This is a genomic window from Janthinobacterium sp. C22, assembly GCF_057919405.1.
Window position 1 is genome coordinate 874,655 of record NZ_CP193659.1, and the last position, 24,273, is coordinate 898,927.

Below are 24,273 nucleotides of genomic sequence, written 5' to 3' on the forward strand. Positions count from 1 at the left end.
TTTTCTTGCTGCTGCTGGTGCCGGCCTTGCCGCTTTTCTGCGGCTTCTTGGCGGCGCTGGCCGGTGTCAGGGTAAAAGCCATCATCAATGCGGCGAGCGCAACTTTATTTTTGATCAGCATAGTTTATCTCTTGAATATTTTGCCGTTTGTTCTCATCAGGAAATAATAAACTGATAATATAAGTAACAAACAACTATTGAAAGGTTGGCCTTGCTTGCCTGGGCGGCCCAAAGATTAGCATTAATTGCCGCCGCTGCGCAGTTTTTTGCGCCGGGAGCGGCGTCGCGCTAGACGACGATGGCGCTGCTGCGCAGCATGTCCTGGTGGCGCGCATTGATGGCCGCCACGGCATCCTTGCCGCGCGCCATGCCGGTGGCGTGGATTTCCGTTTCCTGCGTGTAGCGCTGGCCGACGCGCACCGTGTAGGACTGGAACAGCCAGCTCCAGAAGTTGGTTTCATAGACGGCTTCATCCATGTCGCGCCATTTGACGCCCGTGAGTTTCTTTTTCCACGGCAAGATGCCGGACGCCAGCCACACGCCCGCTTCGTCGTAGTACAGCTGATAGCTGCGGATGGTCAGCAGGCGGTAGCCGACGATCAGCGCCGAGCTGATCAGCACCACGAAGGCAGCGCGCGCGTTGTACTTGAAGGCCAGCGGCAGGGCGGCAAAGAACAGCAGCACGGCGATGATGAAGGTGCTGACATAGGCGGTCCAGGATTTGCCGCACAAAAAGGTGGCGCGCTGGCCGGCGCTGGTGGCGATATAGTCGGTCATGGCGTGGCATCAAAACAGGGAAAAACGATCATCGCATGGAACGCGGCTTGCCCGTGCATTTTTTCAAGCTCATCGCTTCAAGCCCTCCTGCAGCATGCCCAGCATGTCATTGGCCGACATGCGCGCGGCCGCGTCGCTGCCTTCCAGCAGACTGTCGGCCAGGTCGCGCTTGTGCTGGTGCAATTCGACGATGCCTTCCTCGATCGTGTGTTTCGCCACCAGCCGGTAAATGGTAACGGGGCGCAATTGCCCCATGCGGTGGGCGCGGTCCGAGGCCTGGTCTTCCACGGCCGGGTTCCACCACGGGTCCATGTGGATCACGTAATCGGCCGCCGTCAGGTTGATGCCCATGCCGCCCGCCTTCAGGCTGATCAGGAAGACGTCGCCTTCGCCCGCCTGGAAGGCATCCACGCGGCGCTTGCGCTCCTGCATGGGCGTGCTGCCGTCGAGATACTGATAACTGACGCCATGCTGCTCCAGGTGCTTGCGGATGAGTGTTAAATGGTCGACGAACTGGCTGAAGACGAGCACCTTGTGGCGGTTTTCCAGCAAGCCCGACAGCAGTTCGGCGAAGGCGGCCAGCTTGCTGCTGGCCAGGCCCAGTTCCGGCGCCACCAGTTGCGGATTGCAGCAGGCGCGGCGCAGTTTCATGATCTCGGCCAGGATCTGGATGGCCTTTTTCGACGCCGGTCCTTCCACCATGGCCAGCTTTTCCAGCGCTTCGCGGCGCAGGGATTCGTACAGCGCCGTTTCCTGCGGCGACAGTTCCACTTCCAGCACGATTTCCGTGCGCGAAGGCAGTTCCGACAGCACTTGCGTCTTCGTGCGGCGCAGGATGAACGGCGCGATCAGGCGGCGCAGCCGCAGGCGCGCGCCGGCCGCCGCCCGCTTGTCCTGATCCTTTTCGATCGGTCCCGCAAAGCGCAGGTTGAACTGGTCCAGGGTGCCCAGCAAACCCGGATTAATAAAACGGAACAGATTCCACAGTTCGCCCAGATGGTTTTCCAGCGGCGTGCCGCTGGCCACCATGCGGAAATCGCCTTGCAAGGCCATCACGGCTTGCGAACGCTTGGTGGCGCCATTCTTGATCGCCTGCGCTTCGTCGAGCACGATCGTATGCCAGCGCACGCCGGCAAACATGTTGGCTTCCTGCTGCAGCAAGCCATAGCTGGCCACCACCAGGTCGAACGGTTGCAGGGTGTCGAGCATGTCGGCGCGGTCGCCGCTGCCGAACAGCTTCACCTTCAAGGTGGGGGCGAAGCGCTGCGCCTCGCTGATCCAGTTCATGCACACGGACGTGGGCGCGACGACGAGGGTGGGGCCGTTCGGCGCGCGCGCCAGGATCAGGGCCAGCGCCTGCAAGGTCTTGCCGAGTCCCATGTCGTCGGCCAGGCAGGCGCCCACGCCCCAGTGCGCCAGACGCGCCAGCCACTCGTAGCCGGCCAGCTGGTAGTCGCGCAGGTCGGCCTGCAGGGTGCTGGGCAGCTGCGGCGTAAAGTCGTCGAGGGCGCGCAGGCGCAGCAGGTGTTCGCGCCACAGTTTGTCGGCCTTGACGCCGCCCGCATCGTTGGCCAGCTCTTCCAGCGCGAAGGCGGCCAGCGGGTGGATGTGCACGCCATCGGCATGCGCTTCGCCATACGCGGCCAGTTCCGACAGGCGCCGGTGCAATTCATCGCTGAGCGCGAGGAACTGGTTGTCGCCCAGGGCCACGAAGCGGCTTTTATTGTTCTGCATCAAATCGAGCAGGGCGCGCAAATCCATCACCTTGTCTTCATCGATCTGCACTTCGCCGCTGGCGGCAAACCAGTCTTTTTCACTTTTGATATTCAGGCGCATCTGGCCGCTGTCGATGCGCTTCGACACGCGCATGGTTTCGCCTTCGGGCCACGCCAAGACCATGCCGGCGGGGTCGAGCGCCTGCAGCTCGACCAGCAATTGCAGGCCCAGCGCTGGCTGGCCCAGCAGCCACTCGCCATGCTCTTCTTCCGCCTCTTCCAGCACCAGGCAACGTCCGATCAGCTGGCGCTGCGCTTCGCGTTCCGCATTCAGGTCGCGCCGCGCTTGCACGGCCCGGCCCGCCACATCGGCAAACACGCTTTCGGCGCCGCTGCCCGGTGCGTAATAGGCGCCGTTGTCGAGCAGCGGGCGCACGAGAATCTGCATTTTCAAACCCTGCTGGTAGGGCAGCAGGTGTACGTGCAGGCGGTGGTCGGCCGTGATGACTTCCGCATCGCCCGCGCCGCCGCCGATGTCCGATTGCACGGTGACCATGGACGAGATGGCGCCGATCGCCTGCATCACCTGTTTTTCCGCATGCAGGGGCACGGACAGGCCCAGGCCCACGATGGCGCCGATGCGCCGGTGTTCGTCGAGGATGTGCACCACGCGCAGGCGCGTCGGCGTCTCGCGCTGCACGACGACATTGCCGCCGTTGTCGGGCAAGGGCGGCTGCATGCCCAGCCACAGCTGTCCCTCGTGCGATTTGATCAGGAGCTCGGGCGCGCCGGCGATCAGTTCCACGCGCGTGTCGGGGTGGTCAAGCCAGAAGACGAGCGGGTGGCCCACCAGCAAGATGGCGGCCTTGTCGAGCTCGATTTCATAGCGCGGTGCCGATGAATAGTATTGCTTGAACGGTGCGATGCTGCCCGCCGCGCGCGCGTCCTGCGGCGTGAGGAAATCGATGTCGCCCGCCTCTTCCGCCAGGCGTTTGAGGCCCATGGCGCGGCCCTTGCTCCAGCCGCCCCGCGCGTCGCGTTTCTGCTCGCGCACTTCCACGGCCGTCAAGCCGAAGCGCGGGTCGAACGCCACCAGCCACACGAGGCGCGAGACGCTGCCGATGGCTTCGGCGGGCGCGTTCTGCTGCAGGTTGATCAGGGCGCTCAGCTGGCGCTGCCACGCTTCCTGGCGCTCGAACCACGGCGCCATGTCCGTCAGACCGTGCTGCGCGCGCTTGGCCGTCGCATAGCGCTCCTGCTGCGGCTCGCCCAGCAGGCCCAGCAAGCCGGCCGCTTGCGCCGCGATCAGGTCGTAGCCTGCCGCGTCCGCTTGCTGCACCAGCGATCGCAGCTGTTCCTTGCGCTCGCTCAATTGCGGTAGCGCCAGCCAGTAGTACAGCAAGGCCTGGAACAGCTGCGCCTGCAGTGCCGTTTCCCAGCTGCGCGTAGGGATACTGTCCGCCTGCTGCACGCCGGCGCGCACCAGGCGCAAGGTGTTCAGTTGCTGGTAGACGATGCTGTCGTGGTTCGGTTGCGCATGCAGGGCGATATCGAGGTAGGTTTCCGCGCTTTTCAGCAGCTTGGCATCGTTGCCGCGCAGCAGGGCCAACACGTACAGGTGGCCGCCGATGCCCGTAAAACACAGCTTGCGCTTGCCCGTTTCCTTGCGCAGCCCTTTCAAGGCCGTTTCGAAGCCCGCCACGGCGTGGGCGTGTTCGCCGCGCAACAGGGCGATGCTGCTGTCGATAAACAGCGCCTGCGGCCCCTGCTGGCCCGCCAGGTAGCGCGCGGCCGCGTCGAGTTCGCCGCACAGCAGGGCGTCCTCGGCCAGGGCCAGCGGCAGGGCGGCGCCGATGTGGTCGCCGGCGGCCGCCTGGCGCGCATGGTGGGCGCGCGCGTACGCGCGGATGGCGTGCGCCGTGGCCGGTTCGCGCGGGGCGTTGCCCAGCAGCACGGCGAGGATGTCGTCCTGCAATTGCGGCATGACGAAAGACAACATTTCCGGCTCGAACGGCCGGCCGAAGATCTCGATCAGCGGATGCAGCTGCTGCGCTTCATAGCAGGCCATGCAGGCGGCCAGGATGGCGGCCACCTGGCGCACCTCGTCGTTGCGCAAGAGGGCGATGCGCAGGCGCGCCACGCCTTGGCGGTAGCTGCGCAGCTCCACATAGCCATCCCAGTTGCGGCGCACGGGGTTGATCAGCTCGATGGCCTGGCACAGGTCGCGAAATACCAGGTGCTCGATGGCGGCGCGCATGGCGGGCCAGCGCAATTTCGCCTCGCAGGCATAGCCCCGTCCCACCACTTCGGACGCCAGCGCGTGGCGCGTCAAATGCTGCAGCATGCCCGTGACAGTAAGCAGGGCGAACGGCGTGCCGTCCGGCTCGACGACATTGGCGCGCTGCAAGTGTTCATACACGGCATGCTTGCCCACCGGTTCGCCCGCGATGGCCAGCAAGGCCAGGATCATCTGTTCATGCTGCTCCAGGGCGGCGAATTCATCCAGCAAGCGCTGGTCTGCATGCGGGTCGGTCATGCGGGCAAGTTGGCGATGTGCACGGGCGGCTCGCCGGCCGCCACGGGCAGGCCGAACACGCGCTGGTAGAAATACAGTTCCGCTTCCAGCGTGCGCACGATGTTTTCCGCCTTGCGGAAGCCGTGGCCCTCGCCTTCCAGCGGCACGTAGGCGACGGGCACGCCGCGCGCCTGGAGGGCGTCGACCATCAGCTGCGACTGCTGCGGCGGCACCACCTTGTCATCGAGGCCCTGGAAGAAGATCATCGGGCGCGACAGTTTATCCGTATGGTGGATGGGCGAGCGCTCGCGGTACAGCGCCTCGGCCTGCGGCTGCGAGGCGATCAGGTAATCGGTGTAGCGCGATTCGAACTTGTGCGAATCGTCGTCCAGGCCCTTCAGGTCGGATACGCCATAGTAACTTGCACCGGCCTTGAAGACGTCGTGGAAGGTCAGCGCGCACAGGGTCGTCAGGCCGCCCGCGCTGCCGCCGCGCACGATCAGGCGTTCGGGGTCGGCCAGGCCGTTGGCCGCCAGGTAACGGGCGCCGGCGATGCAGTCTTCCACATCGACGATGCCCCATTGCCCGCGCAGCGCGTCGCGATATTCGCGGCCGAAGCCGCTGCTGCCGCCGTAGTTGACGTCGAGCACACCGATGCCGCGGCTGGTCCAGTACTGCGTCGCCAGTTTCAAGGTATTGCTGGCCATGCTGGTGGGGCCGCCATGGCTGATGACGATGACGGGTGGCAAGGTTCCCGCCGGCGCCTGCACGTCGTCATTTTTCGGCGGATAAAAGAAGGCGTAGGCCGTGCGGCCATTGCTGCTAGGGAAACTCAAGCTGCGCGGCACGGACAGGTAAGCCAGCGCGGGCAAGGCCGTGATCGACTGCGTCAGCACTTCCAGCTCATGGTTAGCCAAATCGATGCGCGCCAGTTCCAGCGCGATGGTGGGGCTGCCGCCCAGCAGCGCGACGAAGCCGGGGCCCACGCGCAGTTCGCGGATTTCCTGGTACGGGTGCGGGATCGGCTCCAGCTTGGCCGCCGCCACGTTCAGCTGCGCCAGGTAGCTGACGCCGGCCTGGATATACGTGCAGACGATCTCGTCGTCGGACAGGAAACCGTACATGCTGCCGCCGAAGGTCCAGTGCGGCGTGGCAAATTCCGCTTCCATCGGGCACAGCGCCTCGATGTCGGCGCCGTGCAGGCGGTACAAATTCCACCAGCCGCTGCTGTCGGAAACGAAATGCAGCAAGCCGTTCGGCGACCATTCCGGCTGGCAGATCGACTCGCGCGCGCCGCCGGCGATCAGGCGCGGCGAGCCCAGCGTGCCGTCCGCGTGCACGTCGGCCAGCCACAGTTCCGTGCCTTGCCACGGCAGGCGCGGATGGTCCCAGCTGATCCAGGCCAGCTGGCTGCCGTCCGGCGACAAACGCGGCGCCGCATAGAAATCGTGGCCGCGCGCCAGCACCGTTTCGCGGCCGTCGAAGCCGACGGCGGTCAGGCAGTTTTCCGGATGCGCGTGGCCTGCGTCCGGATGCTGTTCGCGCACGGCGATCAGGCGGGCACGGGCCGCATCGACGACGAAGTCCGCGTGGCGCGTATTGCCGCCCGTGGTGAACGCTTCGGGCGCGCCGTCGCCGCTCACGCGGTACAGGCAATTGTCGGCGAAATGCGAGAAATACACGGTGTCGCCGGCAACGGCATATGCGCCGCCGCCGTATTCATGCACGCGGGTGCGCACATTGAACGGTGCCGGCGTCAGTTCATCGACCCGCGCGCCGCGCTGGCGCAGCAGGGTGTTGCGGCCCGCCTCGCTGGCGCGCCCGGCCAGCCAGAACACGTCGGCGCCATCCGCCCCGCCCAGGGCCAGCTGCGTCAGCGGCGAGGCGCCGGCGGCGACGGTGGCCGCGCTGATCGGCGATGGCCAGATGCCATAAGGGGTGATGGATGCGGTCGAGGTCATGCGGGCTCCGTGTCGTGGTGGAAAGAGGGGGCCTCCAGGCGGCGTCAGGCAGCGCGGCGGCGTGCATCATCATAATGGAAGGTCAGGCACAACGAAAGTCATCGCTGTGCGTGGCAAATGCTGCAAAGCGGCACCGGAATCAATGAAATGGCGGCGATTGGATGCGATAATACCGCTTCTCCAAGCTCGATTGCCTGCCATGCCACAATTTGCTCCGCTCCAGAATGACACCTTCCTGCGCGCCCTGCTGCGCCAGCCGACCGAGCACACCCCTGTCTGGCTGATGCGCCAGGCGGGCCGCTACCTGCCCGAATACCGCGCCACGCGCGAGCGGGCCGGCTCCTTCCTGGGCCTGGCAAAGAATCCCGATTACGCCATGGAAGTGACCCTGCAGCCCCTGGAGCGCTTCCCGCTCGACGCGGCGATTTTGTTTTCCGACATCCTGACGGTGCCGGACGCGATGGGCCTGGGCCTGTATTTCGCCGATGGCGAAGGGCCGAAGTTCGAGCGCCCGCTGCGCACGGAACAGGACGTCAAGGCGCTGCAGGTGCCGGACCTGGCGTCGCTCGACTACGTCTTCAAGGCCGTCACGCAGATCCGCACGGAACTCAATGGCCGCGTGCCGCTGATCGGTTTTTCCGGCAGCCCGTGGACCCTGGCCTGCTACATGGTGGAAGGCGGCGGCTCGAAAGAGTTCCATACCATCAAGAAGATGCTGTACAACCGCCCGGATCTGATGCACCACATCCTGGCGATCAACGCCACCTCCGTGGCGCAATACCTGAATGCGCAGATCGATGCCGGCGCGCAAGCCGTGATGATTTTCGATTCCTGGGGCGGTGCGCTGGCCGACGGCGCCTACCAGGAATTCTCGCTGGCCTACATGCAGCAGGTGGTGGCGCAGCTGAAACGCGACAAGGATGGCGTGAAGATTCCCGCCATCGTGTTTACCAAGGGCGGCGGCCAGTGGATCGAGCAGATCGCCGACATCGGCGCCGATGCAGTGGGCCTGGACTGGACCGTCAACCTGACGCGCGCGCGCCAGCTGGTGGGGCATAAAGTGGGTTTGCAGGGCAATCTCGATCCCGCCATCCTGTTCGCCAGCCCCGAGCAGATCCGCGCCGAAGTGGCAAAAGTGCTCAACGCCTTCGGCGCGCCGTCGGCAGGCACGGGCCACGTGTTCAACCTGGGCCATGGCATTTCCCAGTTCACGCCGCCGGAATCCGTGGCAGCGATGGTGGAAGCCGTGCACAGCATGAGCCGCGCCATGCGCAGCGGCCAGTAAGTATTCGTTTTCCCCTGGCGCAGGGGCAGAAAAGGCAGGCTTTCCGGTGGAAGCCTGCCTTTTTCTTTGCTGCGCCTTAGCAAGAAATACCGACTTATGCACAATTTTTTTACTGCGGAAATAACAGGCAGTGTCAAAGTCATGCCCGGGGATGCTTTGCAAGTGCTTGATTATTAAGAGATAAAAAATGCCTTGTTGGGCGGACTTTGTTGCTATTGATAAGGTTATTCTTTCGTCCGCCAGCCTTATTCCTTCATTGTCCACAAAGTTATCAACAGATTCTGTGGATAAAATTGAAAAGTATTTTGTTAACCGATACTTAGCGACGATGTTCAGGTTTCACCTGAAGTGCATGTTGCAGTGCATGATAATTGAACAATGTTTCGCCGTCCGTCAGGTAAAACCGAACGCTTGCCCGGCAATTGTCAATTTTGCCGCATGCGGCCCGTGTTTTTCCGCATAGGGCGCATCAAAACGGTGCGGATTGCTGTATAAAAAAATCATAAATGGTTCAGTTATGCACAGCGGCGGAAATGTCCCACGGATTTGGCGCTTCCCGGGCATCAATTTTTAAGCCATTGATTTTAAATGGTTAATTTTTCTTGCGTGCCGCTCTTGACGGCGATCGAAATTTTCTATCCACATTTTTCTGAAAGTTAATTTTGCTTTGTCCACAAAGTTATCCACAGAATTTTCTTCTGGCACGATGACACGCCGTGCTGTCTGCCGTTAGGCGTTTGACGGACGAAACAAGTATCATGGCCCGCTGGCTTGATGCCGGACATCCCGCCGCGCCGCCGCCCCTGCGGCGCGCTTTTTTATTGAGATAGGCCATACCCCCATGCCGCAGTGCCTTTTGACGTCGTGCATCCTGAAAATCGCGCTCGACACGCCCCTGAACGCCCTGTTCGACTACCGCTGGAACGGGGCGGCGGATGCCGGCGTGGACGCTGCCGTGCCGCTGCCGCAAGTGGGGCAGCTGGCGCTGGTGCCGTTCGGCCGGCGCGAAGTGATGGGGCTGATCGTCGGCGTGTCCGACAGCACCGACGTGCCCGCCGCGAAGATGAAGGACGTGCTGGCCGTGCGCAGCCAGCTGGCGCCCCTGTCGGAGCAATGGCTGGCGCTGGCCGCCTTTGCCGCCGATTACTACCAGCGCCCGCTCGGTGAGGTGGCCCTGCCGGGCTTGCCGAAGAACCTGCGCGTGCTCACCACCGTGGCGCTCGACCGCGCCATCAAGAAGCTGGGCAAGCTGGCCGACGCGCACGACGGCACGCCGCTGAACATGCCGGCCTTGAATGCCGCTCAGCAAGAAGCGGCCGACGCCATCGGCGGCGCCCAGGGTTTTAAACCGACCCTGCTGTACGGCGTGACGGGCAGCGGCAAGACGGAAGTGTATCTGCAAGCCTGTGCCCAGGTGCTGGCGCGCGAGGACGATGCGCAAATCCTGATCCTGGTCCCGGAAATCAACCTCACGCCCCAGCTGGAAGGCAATATCCGCGCGCGCTTTCCCGGCGTCATGCTGGCCACCCTGCACAGCAGCCTGTCCGAAGGCGAGCGCATGCTGCACTGGCTGGCCGCGCACCAGGGCCAGGCGCGCATCATCCTCGGCACGCGGCTGGCCATCCTGGCGTCCTTGCCGAAACTCAAACTGATCGTCATCGACGAGGAGCACGATCCTTCCTACAAGCAGCAGGAAGGCTTGCGCTATTCGGCGCGCGATCTGGCCGTGTGGCGCGCCTGGCAATTGCAGATCCCCATCGTGCTCGGTTCGGCCACGCCCTCGCTGGAAAGCTGGCACCATGCGCAGACGGGGCGCTACCGCAAGCTGGAATTGCGCGAGCGGGCCGTCAAGAATGCAGTCTTGCCGCGCGTTAAGATCCTGGACATGGAGCGCGACAAGCCGAAGGATGGCTTGACGTCACACTTGGTCGCCGCCTTGAAACTGCGCATGGAGCGCGGCGAGCAGTCGCTGCTGTTCCTGAACCGGCGCGGCTATTCTCCCGTGATCTGCTGCGAATCGTGCGGCTGGATCAGCAATTGCACGCGCTGCACCTCGTTCATGGTGCTGCACAAGCCCGAACACCGCTTGCGTTGCCACCATTGCAGCCTGGAATTGCGCATCCCCCGCCATTGCCCCACCTGCGGCAACGTCGACTTGCAGCCGCTGGGACGCGGCACGCAGAGGGTGGAAGAGGGTTTGCAGCAACTGTTTCCAGAGGCGCGCATCTTGCGCATCGATGCCGATTCCACGCGCAAGAAGGGCAGCGCGCAGGAAGCGTTCGACACCGTGCACCGGGGCGAAGTGGATATCCTGATCGGCACGCAGATGGTGGCCAAGGGCCACGATTTCAAAAAGCTGACCCTGGTCGGCATCCTGAATCCGGACACGGCCCTGTTTTCCCAGGATTACCGGGCCAGCGAACGGCTGTTCGCCCAGCTGATGCAGGTGGCGGGCCGGGCCGGGCGGGCCGCGCAGACGGAAGGGGGCAGCGTCAGTGAAGTGCTGATCCAGACGCGCTATGCGCGCCATCCGCTGTACGACGCCGTCGTCAACCACGATTACGACCACTTCGCCACCACTCTGCTGGAAGAGCGGGCCCAGGCGGCGTTGCCGCCGTATCTGTTCCAGGCCCTGCTGCGCGCCGAGGCGCCCGAGCTGGCGACCGCTATCGAATTCCTGCAGGCGGCCAAGGAATGCATGGAACACCCGCAGGTGACGATCAATGACCCGATTCCCATGAGCATGACGCGCGTCTACAACGTGGACCGCGCCCAGCTGCTGCTGGAATCGCCCTCGCGGCCGGCCTTGCAGGCGTTTTTGAAGGAATGGTTAGCGGAACTGCGCGCCATGAAGACGCGCGTCAAGTGGTCGCTGGAAGTGGATCCGCTGGATATTTAAGCCAGGTAGTCGCGCCCGGCTTTGACGATCTGTTCCGACAGCAGCTTGGTAAACGGCGTGTCCAGGGTCCAGGCGTGCCAGCTCAGGGGCACGTCCAGGGTGCGGCCCGGCATCAGGTCGACCAGGCGCTCCGTTGCCAGCGCTGGCGCGGCCAGGCGCTGCGGCATCAGGCCGTAGGCCAGGCTGTCCTGCACGCAGGCGCGGCGCGCCGCTTCCACGGGCAAGGTGTGGTGCGGAAACGGTTCGCGCAGGCTCAATTGTTCCGCCAGGAAACGCGCCAGCAAGCCGTGCTGGCCCACGACGGCCGGCGCCAGCTGTACCGCCTCGGCAATAAAACCGTCGCCGAACCAGTGGCCCGCAAACACGGGCGTGGCCACGCAGACATAGCGCAAGGTGCCCAGCGGCGTGACGCTGGTGGCGGCGGCCGCATCGATCGCTGTGCCGGACTCGGCCGCCACGCAGCCGAACACGGAGCCGTCGCGCACCATCTGCAAGGCGCTGTCGCTGTCGGCCAGGCGCACGTCGAGCTGGCAGCGGGGCGGCGCCAGCAGGGCGGACAAGGTGTCGGGAAACCATGTGGCCAGGCTGTCGGCATCGATGGCGATGGCGATTTCCGGCATGCTGACGCTGTTGCCCAGGTCGATGTCGAGCGACGCTTCCATCAGCTTGACGTTGCGGTGATGCACGATCAATCGCTGGCCCAGGCCCGTCGGCACGGCCGGCTGGCCACGGATGATCAGCAGGCGCCCGCTGGCGTCTTCCAGCGCCTTGATGCGCTGCGAGACGGCCGACTGGGTGATGCCCAGCGCCAGGGCGGCCTTGTCGAAACTGCCATGGCTGGCGACGGCGTCCAGCACGGCCAGCGCGCGATAATCGAGTGATCCCATTAGCTCAGCTTATAAATTTTGAAAATGATTAGTTATACTAATGCATATATTGCTGCAAAGTAAAACCTTATTTTCAGCAAACGGGTAGTATCGAACGCTGTGAGCAATCTGAATGGGAGTCAGCGCAGCATGAAGACGATACGAGTGGATGTGGCCGTGATCGGCGGCGGTACGGCCGGCATGACGGCGCACAGGGCGGCGCGCATGCAGGGCAAGCGCGTGCTGATGATCGAAAGCGGACCGTACGGCACGACCTGCGCGCGCGTGGGCTGCATGCCCAGCAAGCTCCTGATCGCGGCGGCCGAGGCGGCCCATGCGGTGGTCGCCGCGCCCGCGTTTGGCGTGCATCCCGGGCCCGTGCGCATCGACGGCCGGCAAGTGATGTCCAGGGTGCGCAGCGAGCGCGACCGCTTTGTCGGCTTCGTGCTCGACGGCGTCAACGCCATCCCCGACGAAGAAAAATTGCGCGGCCATGCGCGTTTTATTTCCCCCGGTAAATTGCAGGTCGACGAACACACGATTGTCGAAGCTGCCAGCGTGGTGATCGCCACAGGGTCCACGCCCATCGTGCCGCCCGAGTGGCAGGCGGCGGGCGAGCGCGTCATCAGCAGCGACGCCGTGTTCGAGTGGACGGATTTGCCGCAATCGGTCGCCGTGGTCGGCAGCGGCGTGATCGGCCTGGAACTGGGCCAGGCGCTGGCGCGGCTGGGCGTGCGCGTGACCTTGTTTGCGCGTGGCAATAAGGTCGCGCAGCTGACGGACCCGCTGGTGCTGCGGGAGGCCGATGCCGTGCTGGCGCGCGAACTCGATATCCGTTTCATGACCCAGGTCGCGCACATGGCAAAAACGCCGGATGGCGGCGGCATCGCGCTCACCAGCCGCGACGGCGCGGGCGTGGAAAAAACCGAGCAGTTCGAGTATGTGCTGGCCGCCATCGGCCGCCGCCCGAATGTGGACAAGATCGGCCTGGAGACGGCGCAAATCGAGCTCGACCGCCATGGCATCCCCCTGCACGACCCGCACACCATGCAGTGCGGCAAGAGCGCCATCTTCATCGCGGGCGATGCCGACAACGCCTTGCCGCTGCTGCCCGAAGCGGCCGACGAGGGCCGCATCGCGGGCGAGAACGCGGCCCGTTATCCCGAGGTGAAGCCCGGCTTGCGCCGCACGCCGCTGGCGATCGCCTTCACGGAGCCGCAGATCGCTACCGTGGGCGCCACCTACCAGCAACTGTGCGTGAGCCACGCGGGCCGCTTTGCCGTCGGCGCCGTGTCGTTCGGCAACCAGGGCCGCAGCCGCGTGATGCTGCAAAACCAGGGTTTGCTGCGCGTGTATGCGGAATTCGGCAGCAAGCGCTTTCTTGGTGCCGAGTTGATCGGCCCGCGGGCGGAACACCTGGGCCACTTGCTGGCGTGGGCATGCCAGGCCCGGCTGACGGTGCCCGCCATGCTCGACATGCCGTTCTACCACCCCGTCATCGAGGAAGGCGTGCGCACGGCCTTGCGCGAGCTGGCGCTGCACCTGGAAAAAGACCCGGAACATGCGCCCGGCTGCGCCGACTGCACGCCAGGACCTTGAATGCAACTTTATGCTTTATATAATTTTGTAGACAAGCGCACATGATTGCGCGATCATCGCTGCCACATTGAAATATTGATTAAAAGCAAAAAACATTTCAATTGGCACATGCCGCTGATGCCACGATGGTAAAAACAAGCGGGTGCAGGCGATGATGGAGACGATGTGAAAATTCGGCGCATTTACGCGGGAGAACTCGCCCTGGGCGTGGCCCTGCCCTGGGACGTGCATGGCGAGACGGGCGGCTTGCTGGCCAGGCTGGGCCATGTCATCAGCAGCGAAAACCAGATCGCATTGCTGCTGGCGCGCGGCGTCATTGCCGATACCAGCGCCGACGTGCCGCGCACGGCCACGGAAGCGCCGTCGGCCCTGCGCATGCTGAACCTCGTCACGGCAGGGCTGGCCCTCGTCTTGCCGGCCGTCGCCGCCGGGCAGGCGGGCAGCCACTTGTCCTTGGCGCCGCTGGCGCAACTGGTGGAAGAGGCCGTTGTGCTGGACGCCGACGTGGCGCTGGCCTGCATCCTGCACAACCAGGGCGCGGGCGACTTTGCCGTGCGCCACAGCGTCGACACGGCCGTCATCGCGGCCCTGCTGGCGCGCGCCCTGAAACTCGATGATGATGTTGTGCGCAGCGTGGTGCTGGCCGCGCTGAGCATGAATGTGGGCATGCTGGAGCGCCATGCGGATTTCCAGCACAAGGCGGGCCCGCTGGACGCGCAGGAGCGCGCCTATTTGCGCGCCCATCCGCAAGCCGGCGTCGACCTGCTGCGCGCGGCGGGCGTGACGGACGCCGTCTGGCTGCAAGCCGTGCTGCAGCACCATGAAAATATCGATGGCAGCGGCTATCCGCTGGGCACGCAAGGCGAGGCGATCGGCATCGGCGCCCGGCTGATCATGCTGGCAGACCGCTATTGCGCGCGCGTCTCGAAGCGCAGCTACCGCCAGCCCCTGCTGCCGAACGTGGCCTTGCGTGAAATGTTGATGGCCGACAAGGCCACGCTGGATGCGCCGCTGGCATCCCTGCTGGTGCGCGAGCTGGGCATCTACCCCGTCGGCACCTTCGTCAAGCTGTTGAATGGCGAAATCGGCGTCGTCACGCGCAAGGGCTTGAATGCCACCACGCCCCACGTGCAGTCGCTGATCGGCCCCCGCGGCGCGCGCCTGGACGTGCCGCTGCGGCGCGACACGCGCGTGGACTTGCACGCCATCCGCGAAGTGCTCAGCGCGGAGCAGGCGGGCTTGCAGTTTCGCCCCGACCAGCTATGGGGCCGCAGCGCACGGATTTAGCGCGGGAGCTTAATTCAGCAGACCCGCATCCAGCCGTCCCTCGAGCGCCAGCTCGCGCATGATGCGCACCGTGTCGATGTCGGATTCCTTGTAGGCGGAGCGGCGGAAGTCGTCGTACAGGGCGTTGGCCGCATCGGTGGCCGCGTCGTGGCCGTCGTCGTACTGGAAGCGTACCCACAGGCTCGCTTCGTCGGGCATCTCGATGGTCATGACCAATGAAGAGGCGCTGATATCCTGTTGCGCCGGCACTTCGTAGCGCACCTGCAGTTGCGGCACCAGCACCACCTTGTCGTTGATGACCAGCTCGCCGTAGCGCAGGCTGCGCGCAAAACCGGCATCGCTGCGCTCGCTGATCCGGCATTCATCGAGGTGCGGCACGAACAGTTTCGGCGACTCGGCGCGCAAGACGAGGCCGCGCCAGACCTGTTCCAGGCTCAGGGTGTCGATCAGCGGGTTCAAGGGATCGTTGATTTCAATCAGGTGTTCAAATTTCATGGGACTGCCATTCGGTAAGTGGGCGCGCGCGGGCGATATAGGCGGAATGGTACTCCAGGCGTGGCCGCGCCGCACGCATTGCATCGGCCGAGATGGCGGCATATGGCGATATATCAATGCCATTGCCTGTTTTTCGGGCATGCTCCGTCGTGCAAATGGCGGGCGCGACGCTGTTACAATGGGCTGCTGTTCCCTGCGGAAATACCCTGATGTCCAAAGCACCACAGTTCGGTCTGAATGCGCCCCAAAGCGAAGCGGTTACCTACCTCGACGGCCCTTGCCTGGTGCTGGCGGGCGCCGGTTCGGGCAAGACGCGCGTGATCACGCAAAAGATCGCCCATCTGATCGAAGACCGGGGCTACGACCCGCGCACCATCGCCGCGCTGACCTTCACCAACAAGGCGGCGCTGGAAATGCAGGAACGCATCGCCAAGCTCTTGAAGCAGCCACGCCAGGCCAAGCAGTTGACGGTGTCGACCTTTCACTCGCTGGGGGTGAAAATCCTGCGCCAGGAAGCCAATGGCGTGGGCTTGAAGGACCGCTTTTCCATCATGGATAGCGACGATTGTTTTTCCCTCGTGCAAGACCTCGCCATTACCACCGATAAACAGGTGATCCGCGGCATCCAGAACGCCATGTCCTTGTGGAAAAATGGCCTGATCGATCCGGACATGGCCCTGGCGCAAGCCAAGGACGAAGATGAAGCGAACGCGGCGCGCATCTACCGCAGCTATGTGGCAACGCTCTCCGCCTACCAGGCCGTCGATTTCGACGACCTGATCCGTTTACCGGTGGAACTGTTCCGCAACAACGGCCCCGTGCGCGACAAGTGGCAGCGCCGTTTGCGCTATCTGCTGGTCGATGAATACCAGGATACGAATACCTGTCAGTACGAACTGGTCAAACTGATGGTGACGGGCATCGGCAAGAAACCGATGTTTACGGCCGTGGGCGACGATGACCAGGCGATCTATGCGTGGCGCGGCGCCACCGTGGAAAACCTGAAAACGCTGGAAACGGATTTCCCCGATTTGCGCGTGATCAAACTCGAGCAGAATTACCGCTCCACCATGCGCGTGCTCAATGCGGCCAATGCCGTCATCGGCAACAATCCCAAGCTGTTTGAAAAGTCGCTGTGGTCCGAGCACGGCCTGGGCGAGCCGATCAAGGTGCTGGGCATGCAGACAGACGAGCAGGAGGCGGAGCAGGTCGCCATCATGATCTCGGCCGACCATTTCGAGCGAAAAAATAAATTTTCCGATTACGCGATTTTGTACCGGGGCAACCACCAGGCGCGCATCATCGAGCAATGTCTGCGCAAGGAACGCATTCCGTACACGATTTCGGGCGGCCAGAGTTTCTTCGACAAGGCCGAAATCAAGGACATCATCAGCTATCTGCGTTTGCTGGCCAACGAGGACGACGACCCGGCCTTCATTCGCGCCGTGACGACGCCGCGCCGTGGCGTGGGGCAGTCGACCCTGGAGGTGCTGGGCGCGTTCTCGGGACAGTGGCAGTGCTCGCTGTTCCAGGCCGTCTTTAAAGGCGGTATTGAGGCGAAGCTGACGGACCGCCAGCTGGGGCCGCTGCGCGACTTTTGCAACTTCATCAACGACCTGGAATCGCGCGCCAGCCGCCCCGGCGCGGCCGGCAGCGGCGACAACGCGGCCGAAGTGCTGGACGACATGATGAAGGAAATCCACTACGAATCGTATCTGTACGATGCCTTCGAGGAACGGCAGGCGCAAAGCAAGTGGCAGAACGTGCTGGAATTCGTCAACTGGCTCAAAGAGCGGGGCCGGGGCGGCAAGGACCGCGACGGCGAAGAAAAGAACGTGCTGGAACTGACGCAGATGGTGGCCCTGATGACCATGCTGGAAGGCAAGGACGAAGAGCAGGACGCCGTGCGCATGTCGACCCTGCACGCGTCGAAAGGGCTCGAGTTTCCGCACGTGTTTCTGGTGGGCGTGGAAGAGGGGATCTTGCCGCACAAGGGCGACGCGGACGCGCCGGCCGAAACCATCGCCGCGCGCATCCAGGAAGAGCGGCGGCTGATGTACGTGGGCATTACGCGCGCCCAGCGCACCTTGCACATTACCTGGTGCAAGAAGCGCAAGCGGGCCGGCGAGCAAGTGCATTGCGACCCGTCGCGCTTCATCAAGGAAATGCAGCTCGACGTGGGCGACGCCGTGCCGACGGAGGCGGAAGTGATTTCACCCAAGGAACGTCTGGCGCGCATGAAGGCGCTGCTGGCCGCGCCGAAAGTTTAATTAAGGATTGTTCAAGCTTCCACGGCGCCGTCGGGCGTGGCTTTCGGCACGATGGCCAGCTGCATGCCCAGCGCATCGAGCATCTTCAAAATGGTTTCAAAGCGCGGCTTGCTGCCTTCGCGCAAGGCTTTATACGCGCCTTCGCGCGTGATGTCGGCCCGGGCCGCCACCTTGCCCATGCCATAGGCGCGCACCACATCGTTCATGGCCGACTGGAACAGTTCCGCGTTACCGGTGGCGACGATTTCGCTCATGTAGGCGGCCACGGCAGCCTTGCTGGTCAGGTGTTGCGTTGGATCAAATTTGCTCAGGCCTAATGCTGCCAGGTCGTCGAGGTCGAAGGTGTCATGGTCGATAGGTTGATTCATTTTTTCGTGCTCCTGTGGATGCCGCCGCCGCTTTCCGCATGGCCGCCTGCCGGGCTTTCAGCTCCCTGAGGATCGCTTGCGCCTGTTTGATGTCGCGTTGCTGGTTCGATTTGTTGCCATCGAGTAGCAGCAAGATCAGGGTGCCCCGATTCGTTTTATGAAAATACACGCGCCAGCCCGGCCCCGTCTGTAAAAAACGCAGTTCGCACACGCCTTCGCCCACTGGCCGCCAGTCGCCCTTCTTACCGTGCTGTAAGTGCTTGATGCGGGCATCGATGGCGGCCGCCGCCACATCGTGCAGGGAATCTTCCCAGCGCCGGTATTCGGCCGTCTTGCGCGTATCGATCAGTACTGGTTCGGGTGGCGCTGGTGTGTTCATTGTAATCGTTTGTTCTCATTCGTCAAGCGGTTTGATTCAGCCATACGGAGAGAATAGGCAGAAATCGGCACCGCCTCGGGAAGAATGCCGCTTGTTTGTCCTGGCTCACGCCGCTGCGGCGGTAGAATGCCCCTTTCAGTCAGGAATCACCGAGAGCACCATGGACAATGCAGAACAGATGGAAACACGTTTCGTCGATATCGAGATCAAGCTGGCGCAGCAGGAAGACCTGGTCGAGTCGCTGAACCAGATGGTGTACCAGCAGGGCAAGCGCATCGACCAGCTGGAAGCGATGCTGCACAAGCTGGGCGAGCATGTGCGCGACGGGGCGCAGCAGGCAAATGGCGGGCTGGTCAACGAGCGTCCGCCGCATTACTAAACAAACATTTTCATGTACGGCGCATGAAAACCTTTGCTGTACGGGCGTATCGCTACCATCGGTAGTTGCTGGTGACGCAAGTGTTTCAGGCTGTTATTATTTCAAGCTGGCCCGCGACACAATCGCGGCTCTCTTGCGTTCCTTGAAAGAAGACATGACCCGTCCTACAATGCTCGTCATCGCCGCCAGCCTGATGCTGGCGCCAGCCGCCGCCGCTTTTGCCGCCACCGCCGCTACTACCGTGCCCGCCGCTACCGCAGCCTTGCCCGCCTCGAACCCGTTTGCGCAGGCGAGCAGCCTGCCATTCCAGTATCCGCCGTTCGACAAGGTACAGGACGCCGACTACGCGCCCGCCTTTACGGCAGGCATGGCCGCCAACCTGGCGGAAATCAACGCGATTGCCAATAACCCGAAAGCGGCCACCTTCGACAACACCATCGTCGCCATGGAACGCTCGGGCCAGCTGCTGGGCCGCGTGCGCACCGTGTTTTCCGTGATGTCCGGATCGAATACGAATGAGACGATCCAGGGCCTGGAACGCGAGCTGGCGCCGAAGATGGCGGCCCACAGCGACGCGATCATGCTCAACGACAAACTCTTCAAGCGTATCGACACCCTGTACGCCAAGCGCGACAAGCTGGGCCTCGATGCGGAATCGAAACGCCTGCTGGAACGCTATCACACCGATTTTGTACGCGCCGGTGCCAAGCTGTCGGCGCTTGATAAGGAAAAGCTGCGCGCCTACAACGGCCAGCTGGCTGCCCTGTCGACCAAGTTCGCGCAAAACGTGCTGAAGGAATTGAACGCGTCGGCCGTCGTCGTCGATACGCGCGAAGAACTGGACGGCCTGTCGCCTGCCGCCATCGAAGTGGCCGCCGGCCTGGCCAAGAAGCGCGGCCTCGATGGCAAATACCTGATCGCCCTCGTCAACACGACGGGCCAGGCGCCGCTGTCGCTGCTGACCAACCGCGCGGTGCGCGAACGCATCATGGCGGCATCGCAAGCGCGCGGCAGCCGTGGCGGCGAGTTCGACAATACCGAGGAAGTGCTGGCACTGGCAAAGCTGCGCGCCGAACGTGCCGCGCTGATGGGCTACCCGAACTACGCTGCGTATTCGCTGGAAGACCAGACGGCGCATGACACCACCGCCGTGAACGCCCTGCTGGGCGAGCTGGCGAAGCCGGCCGTCGTCAATGCGCGCCGTGAAGCGGACGATATCCAGAAGGTCATCGATGCGGGCAAAGGCGGCTTCAAGGTGGGCGCCGCCGACTGGGCGTTCTATAGCGACAAGGTGCGCGCGGAACGCTACAACTTTGATGAAAATCAGTTGAAACCGTACTTTGAAATGCACAGCGTGCTGACCAAGGGCGTGTTCTTTGCCGCTGGTAAATTGTACGGCTTGACCTTCAAGCAGCGCACGGACTTGCCCGTCTACACGGCGGACATGCTGGTGTACGACGTCTTCAATGAAGATGGCACCCAGCTGGCCATCTTTACGCTCGATCCTTACGCGCGCAGCAACAAGCGCGGCGGCGCCTGGGCGAATGCCTATGTGGGCCAGTCGAGCTTGCTGAACCGCAAGCCGGTGATCGCGAATAATCTCAACATTCCGAAACCGGAAGCGGGCCAGCCGACCCTGATGACGTTTGACGAAGTCAACACCATGTTCCACGAATTCGGCCATGCGCTGCACGGCATGTTCTCGAACGTGAAATATCCGCGTTTCGCCGGCACCAGCGTGCCGCGCGACTTCGTCGAATACCCGTCGCAAGTCAATGAAATGTGGGCGCTGTGGCCGGAAGTGCTGCAAAACTACGCCAAGCACTATCAGACGGGCGCGGCCATTCCAGCCGAACTGCTGGCCAAGGTAACGGCGGCCGACAATTTCAACCAGGGCTACAAGACCACGGAATACCTGGCGTCGGCCCTGCTGGACCAGCGCTGGCACCAGCTGACCCCGGCACAGATCCCCACCGACGTGCTGGCGTTCGAGAAAGCTGCCTTGACGGACGCGGGCGTCGATTTCGCCCCGGCGCCGCCGCGCTACCGCACCACGTATTTCTCGCACGCGTTCGCGGGCGGCTATTCGGCCGGCTACTACGCGTATCTGTGGTCGGAAAAGCTCGATGCCGACACGGTCGAGTGGTTCAAGGAAAACGGTGGCCTGACGCGCAAGAACGGCGACTGGTTCCGCAATAAACTGCTGTCGCGCGGCGGCAGCGCCGATGCGCTCGACATCTACCGCAACTTCCGCGGCCGCGATGCGAAGATCGAGCCGCTGCTGGAACGCCGTGGCTTGAACGGCAAGTAATTCCTCCCCAGCACAGGCCTCGCCGGTGCTGAACATCAATGGCCGCCCGGCAATGGGCGGCCATTTTTATTTGGAGATTTTGATTGTAAACCGTGGTAAACCACGCATTTGGCGTGCTGCACCACAGGATCACCCATGTTGGATGACGCTTGTGTGACAGGCTGCTATGATCTGCCACTGGCCCGCGACGCGATCGCGGTTCTTCCCCGCGCTTCCTGAAAGATGTCATGATCCGTCCACAACTGCTCGTCATCGCCGCCAGCGTCATGCTGGCCCACGCCGCTCCTTCCGCCCTGGCCGCCACTGCGAAATCCGCACCGGCCGCCGCCGTCAGCGCCCAGAACCCCTTGCTCAAAGCCAGTCCGCTGCCATTCCAGATGCCGCAGTTCGGCCTGATCAAGGATGGTCACTACGCGCCGGCGTTTGCCGAAGGCATGAAACGCCAGCTGGCCGAAGTCAACGCGATTGCCAGCAACCGCCAGCCGGCCACGTTTGAAAACACCATCGTGGCCCTCGAGCGCACGGGACAGCTGCTGCACCGCGTGCAAAGCATCTTCAGCAATATGACCTCGACCAACACGAACAGCGTGCTGGAAGCGGTGGAAGTGGACGTGTCGCCGAAACTGGCCGCGCATGGCGACGCCATCACGCTCAATCCAAAACTGTTTACCCGTATCGACACCCTGTACGCCAAGCGCGACAAGCTGGGGCTCGATGCCGAATCCCTGCGCCTGCTCGAGCGCTATCACACGGATTTCGTGCGCGCCGGCGCCAAGCTGTCCGATGCGGACAAGGAAAAACTGAAAGCCTACAACGCCGAGCAGGCAGGCCTGGAAACGGCCTTCGCGCAAAACGTGCTGAAGGAAACGAATGCCAAGAGCATCGTCGTCGACACGCGTGCCGAGCTGGCGGGCATGACGGACAGCGATATCGACACGGCCGCCGCGGCCGCCAAGGAACGGGGTTTGACGGGCAAGTTCGTCATCGCCCTGGTCAATACCAGCGGCCAGCCGCCGCTGGCCGTATTGACGGACCGCAAGACACGCCAGCGCCTGATGGATGCCTCGCTGAACCGGGGCAGCCAGGGCGGCGAGTTCGACAACCGCGCCATTGTGCTGAAGCTGGCGAAACTGCGCGCCGAACGGGCGACCTTGCTCGGTTACGCCAACTACGCCGCGTACTCGCTGGAAGACCAGACGGCCAAGACCACGACGGCCGTCAACACCCTGCTGTCGGAACTGGCGAAACCGGCCGTCGCCAACGCGCGCCGCGAAGCGGCCGACCTGCAGCAAGTGGTCGATGCGGAAAAGGGCGGTTTCCAGGTGGCAGCGGCCGACTGGGCCATCTACACGGACAAGCTGCGCAAGCAGCGTTTCAATTTCGATGAAAACGAGCTGAAACCGTACCTGGAACTGAACAGCGTGCTGAACAACGGCGTGTTCTTTGCCGCGAACAAGTTGTATGGCATCAGCTTCAAGCAACGCACTGATTTACCGGTGTACAACCCGGACGTGCGCGTCTACGACGTGCTGGATGCCAACGGCAAGCCGCTGGCCCTGTTCATCGCCGATTTCTATGCGCGCGGCAACAAGCATGGCGGCGCGTGGATGAATGAATACGTATCGCAATCCGCGCTGATGGGCACGCATCCCGTCGTTGCCAACCAATTGAATATTCCGAAGCCGCCCGCCGGCCAGCCGACCTTGCTGACGTTCGATGAAGTGACGACCATGTTCCACGAATTCGGCCATGCGCTGCACGGCATGTTTTCGAACGTGAAATACCCGCGCTTTGCCGGCACCAGCGTGCCGAGCGACTTCGTCGAATACCCGTCGCAAGTCAATGAAATGTGGGCCGTCTGGCCGGAAGTGCTGCAAAACTACGCCAAGCACTACCAGAGCGGCGCGGCCATGCCGCAGGCATTGCTCGACAAGGTCACGGCGGCGAAGAAATTCAACCAGGGTTTCATGACGACGGAATACCTGTCGGCGGCCTTGCTGGACCAGCGCTGGCACCAGCTGGCGCCGAGCCAGATCCCGACGGATGTGCTGGCCTTTGAAGCGGCATCGCTGAAAGATGCTGGTGTCGATTACGCGCCCGTGCCGCCGCGCTACCGCACCACGTATTTCTCGCACAGCTTCTCGGGCGGCTACTCGGCGGCGTATTACGCCTACCTGTGGTCGGAAAAGCTGGACGCGGAATCGGTCAACTGGTTCAAGGAAAACGGCGGCCTGACGCGCAAGAATGGCGACTGGTTCCGCAGCAAATTGCTGTCGCGCGGCGGCAGCGTCGATGCGCTGCAACTGTTCCGCGACTTCCGCGGCCGCGACGCCACCGTGGAACCATTGCTGGAACGCAGGGGCTTGAACGCGAAGTAAGCCGTTCTCATCAGAAGCTTGCGTTGCGTTGACATGGCGCACGCAAGCTTTCCGTGCCGGCGGCGTAGAATTGAGTAAGATGTAAACAAGAAGGCAGTCGAAAGAGTATATGAGTCAGCAAGATTTGAATGGCATTACCCTGGAAGGTATCGTGACGCGCCTGCACGCCCACTACGGCTGGGACGGCTTGGCCAAGCACATCGATATCAATTGCTTCATCAGCGATCCCAGCATCAAGTCGAGCCTGAAGTTTTTGCGCAAGACCCCGTGGGCCAGGAGCAAGGTGGAACAGCTGTACCTGGACACGCAATTTACTGACTGACAGGAAAAAACATGGATAGCAAACTCAAGGAATCGCTGCAACAACTGCATTCGACACTGGAAACCAGCGGCCCCGTCGATGAAGAACTGCATGGTTTGCTGCAAAAACTCGATGTCGACATCAAGTTGCTGATGGAAAAGCGCGCCGCGCAGGAGCAGGAAGAAGAGTCGACCACCTATGGGCTGGCCGAGCGCAGCCAGGAATTGTCGGCCAAGTTCGCCGTCAAGCATCCGAAACTGGAGCCGGCCTTACGCGAATTGGGTGAAATTTTAGCCAACATGGGTATCTGATCGGGGTCAGTCGCTACGCGATCGCAATGCGTCCCACTGGGCCGCATTGCCCCGACGGGGCCGCCCCGTTTCTCCCAAGTAATTGAAAAATAAACGTTTTTTGTACTGAAATCCAACAGTAAAAAGCAGGCCGTCAGGTTGGAAATGGCCAATTCCGGTACAATCCGTACCCTATGA

18 protein-coding genes are annotated in these 24,273 nt (G+C 62.9%); 11 read left to right on the plus strand and 7 right to left on the minus strand.

Annotated features, from left to right (window positions below; genetic code table 11):
* The first annotated feature begins 5 nt into the window (after nt 1–5).
* Entirely contained in the window at nt 6–167 is a 162-nt protein-coding gene (locus ACRHIG_RS03935; protein ID WP_489629420.1) for a hypothetical protein, read from the plus strand.
* Between the two features lie 121 nt (nt 168–288).
* On the opposite strand, the gene ACRHIG_RS03940 is transcribed toward ACRHIG_RS03935, so the two are convergent.
* From ACRHIG_RS03940 to ACRHIG_RS03950, 3 genes are all read right to left on the minus strand, one after another.
* Nucleotides 289–777 (minus strand): hypothetical protein, encoded by a 489-nt coding sequence (locus ACRHIG_RS03940; protein WP_489629421.1) that lies wholly within the window; start codon nt 775–777, stop codon nt 289–291.
* 69 nt (nt 778–846) lie between these two features.
* Nucleotides 847–5,028, minus strand: a complete 4,182-nt coding sequence (locus ACRHIG_RS03945) for a DEAD/DEAH box helicase (protein WP_489629422.1) — start codon at nt 5,026–5,028, stop codon at nt 847–849.
* Entirely contained in the window at nt 5,025–6,968 is a 1,944-nt protein-coding gene (locus ACRHIG_RS03950) for a dipeptidyl-peptidase 5 (RefSeq protein WP_489629423.1), read from the minus strand. The genes ACRHIG_RS03945 and ACRHIG_RS03950 overlap by 4 nt, the downstream gene beginning before the upstream one ends.
* A gap of 199 nt (nt 6,969–7,167) precedes the next feature.
* Here ACRHIG_RS03950 and hemE point away from each other — a divergent pair, with 199 nt between their 5' ends.
* Nucleotides 7,168–8,253: a uroporphyrinogen decarboxylase gene (hemE, locus tag ACRHIG_RS03955; protein WP_489629424.1), complete on the plus strand. Its 1,086-nt coding sequence runs from the start codon at nt 7,168–7,170 to the stop codon at nt 8,251–8,253.
* Nucleotides 8,254–9,094: 841 nt separating this feature from the next.
* Nucleotides 9,095–11,152 carry a primosomal protein N' gene (locus ACRHIG_RS03960; RefSeq protein WP_475416690.1) on the plus strand — a complete coding sequence of 686 codons (2,058 nt, stop codon included), beginning with the start codon at nt 9,095–9,097 and terminating at the stop codon, nt 11,150–11,152.
* Here ACRHIG_RS03960 and ACRHIG_RS03965 read toward each other — a convergent pair.
* Nucleotides 11,149–12,039, minus strand: coding sequence for an ArgP/LysG family DNA-binding transcriptional regulator (locus ACRHIG_RS03965; protein WP_489629425.1), 891 nt, complete (start codon nt 12,037–12,039; stop codon nt 11,149–11,151). The two genes, ACRHIG_RS03960 and ACRHIG_RS03965, sit on opposite strands and share 4 nt — an antisense overlap.
* Nucleotides 12,040–12,168: 129 nt before the next feature.
* Between ACRHIG_RS03965 and ACRHIG_RS03970 the strand changes: the two genes are divergently transcribed.
* Nucleotides 12,169–13,617: a dihydrolipoyl dehydrogenase gene (locus ACRHIG_RS03970; RefSeq protein WP_489629426.1), complete on the plus strand. Its 1,449-nt coding sequence runs from the start codon at nt 12,169–12,171 to the stop codon at nt 13,615–13,617.
* A gap of 165 nt (nt 13,618–13,782) precedes the next feature.
* On the plus strand, nt 13,783–14,904 hold the full coding sequence (locus ACRHIG_RS03975; RefSeq protein ID WP_489629427.1) for an HD-GYP domain-containing protein: 1,122 nt from the start codon (nt 13,783–13,785) through the stop codon (nt 14,902–14,904).
* 9 nt (nt 14,905–14,913) lie between these two features.
* Here ACRHIG_RS03975 and ACRHIG_RS03980 read toward each other — a convergent pair whose 3' ends face one another.
* Nucleotides 14,914–15,399 (minus strand): SRPBCC family protein, encoded by a 486-nt coding sequence (locus tag ACRHIG_RS03980; protein WP_475416686.1) that lies wholly within the window; start codon nt 15,397–15,399, stop codon nt 14,914–14,916.
* Nucleotides 15,400–15,608: 209 nt separating this feature from the next.
* Between ACRHIG_RS03980 and ACRHIG_RS03985 the strand changes: the two genes are divergently transcribed.
* Nucleotides 15,609–17,669, plus strand: a complete 2,061-nt coding sequence (locus ACRHIG_RS03985) for a UvrD-helicase domain-containing protein (protein WP_071326079.1) — start codon at nt 15,609–15,611, stop codon at nt 17,667–17,669.
* Between the two features lie 11 nt (nt 17,670–17,680).
* Here the strand turns inward: ACRHIG_RS03985 and ACRHIG_RS03990 are convergent, their stop codons facing one another.
* Nucleotides 17,681–18,037, minus strand: coding sequence for an addiction module antidote protein (locus ACRHIG_RS03990; protein WP_489629428.1), 357 nt, complete (start codon nt 18,035–18,037; stop codon nt 17,681–17,683).
* Nucleotides 18,015–18,416, minus strand: a complete 402-nt coding sequence (locus tag ACRHIG_RS03995; protein WP_489629429.1) for a type II toxin-antitoxin system RelE/ParE family toxin — start codon at nt 18,414–18,416, stop codon at nt 18,015–18,017. Before ACRHIG_RS03995 ends, ACRHIG_RS03990 begins: the two co-directional genes overlap by 23 nt.
* Nucleotides 18,417–18,576: 160 nt before the next feature.
* Here ACRHIG_RS03995 and ACRHIG_RS04000 point away from each other — a divergent pair, with 160 nt between their 5' ends.
* The 5 genes from ACRHIG_RS04000 (at nt 18,577) to ACRHIG_RS04020 (ending at nt 24,096) form a co-directional block, all read left to right on the plus strand.
* Nucleotides 18,577–18,795 carry a SlyX family protein gene (locus tag ACRHIG_RS04000; RefSeq protein ID WP_070290273.1) on the plus strand — a complete coding sequence of 73 codons (219 nt, stop codon included), beginning with the start codon at nt 18,577–18,579 and terminating at the stop codon, nt 18,793–18,795.
* 154 nt (nt 18,796–18,949) lie between these two features.
* The gene (locus tag ACRHIG_RS04005; RefSeq protein WP_489629430.1) at nt 18,950–21,106 is read left to right on the plus strand and encodes a M3 family metallopeptidase; all 2,157 of its coding nucleotides are present in this window, start codon (nt 18,950–18,952) and stop codon (nt 21,104–21,106) included.
* Nucleotides 21,107–21,333: 227 nt separating this feature from the next.
* Entirely contained in the window at nt 21,334–23,484 is a 2,151-nt protein-coding gene (locus tag ACRHIG_RS04010) for a M3 family metallopeptidase (protein ID WP_475416682.1), read from the plus strand.
* 109 nt (nt 23,485–23,593) lie between these two features.
* Entirely contained in the window at nt 23,594–23,806 is a 213-nt protein-coding gene (locus tag ACRHIG_RS04015; protein ID WP_071326083.1) for a VF530 family protein, read from the plus strand.
* Between the two features lie 11 nt (nt 23,807–23,817).
* Nucleotides 23,818–24,096, plus strand: a complete 279-nt coding sequence (locus ACRHIG_RS04020; protein ID WP_034753883.1) for a DUF4404 family protein — start codon at nt 23,818–23,820, stop codon at nt 24,094–24,096.
* Nucleotides 24,097–24,273: the final 177 nt, after the last annotated feature.

Coding starts and splice junctions, on each gene's coding strand:
- ACRHIG_RS03990 (WP_489629428.1), bottom strand. CDS start 18,037: ATGAATCAACCTATCGACCATGACACCTTCGACCTCGACGACCTGGCA.
- ACRHIG_RS04015 (WP_071326083.1), top strand. CDS start 23,594: ATGAGTCAGCAAGATTTGAATGGCATTACCCTGGAAGGTATCGTGACG.
- ACRHIG_RS03945 (WP_489629422.1), bottom strand. CDS start 5,028: ATGACCGACCCGCATGCAGACCAGCGCTTGCTGGATGAATTCGCCGCC.
- ACRHIG_RS03980 (WP_475416686.1), bottom strand. CDS start 15,399: ATGAAATTTGAACACCTGATTGAAATCAACGATCCCTTGAACCCGCTG.
- ACRHIG_RS03950 (WP_489629423.1), bottom strand. CDS start 6,968: ATGACCTCGACCGCATCCATCACCCCTTATGGCATCTGGCCATCGCCG.
- ACRHIG_RS03995 (WP_489629429.1), bottom strand. CDS start 18,416: ATGAACACACCAGCGCCACCCGAACCAGTACTGATCGATACGCGCAAG.
- ACRHIG_RS04010 (WP_475416682.1), top strand. CDS start 21,334: ATGATCCGTCCACAACTGCTCGTCATCGCCGCCAGCGTCATGCTGGCC.
- ACRHIG_RS04005 (WP_489629430.1), top strand. CDS start 18,950: ATGACCCGTCCTACAATGCTCGTCATCGCCGCCAGCCTGATGCTGGCG.
- hemE (WP_489629424.1), top strand. CDS start 7,168: ATGCCACAATTTGCTCCGCTCCAGAATGACACCTTCCTGCGCGCCCTG.
- ACRHIG_RS04020 (WP_034753883.1), top strand. CDS start 23,818: ATGGATAGCAAACTCAAGGAATCGCTGCAACAACTGCATTCGACACTG.
- ACRHIG_RS04000 (WP_070290273.1), top strand. CDS start 18,577: ATGGACAATGCAGAACAGATGGAAACACGTTTCGTCGATATCGAGATC.
- ACRHIG_RS03985 (WP_071326079.1), top strand. CDS start 15,609: ATGTCCAAAGCACCACAGTTCGGTCTGAATGCGCCCCAAAGCGAAGCG.
- ACRHIG_RS03940 (WP_489629421.1), bottom strand. CDS start 777: ATGACCGACTATATCGCCACCAGCGCCGGCCAGCGCGCCACCTTTTTG.
- ACRHIG_RS03970 (WP_489629426.1), top strand. CDS start 12,169: ATGAAGACGATACGAGTGGATGTGGCCGTGATCGGCGGCGGTACGGCC.
- ACRHIG_RS03960 (WP_475416690.1), top strand. CDS start 9,095: ATGCCGCAGTGCCTTTTGACGTCGTGCATCCTGAAAATCGCGCTCGAC.
- ACRHIG_RS03965 (WP_489629425.1), bottom strand. CDS start 12,039: ATGGGATCACTCGATTATCGCGCGCTGGCCGTGCTGGACGCCGTCGCC.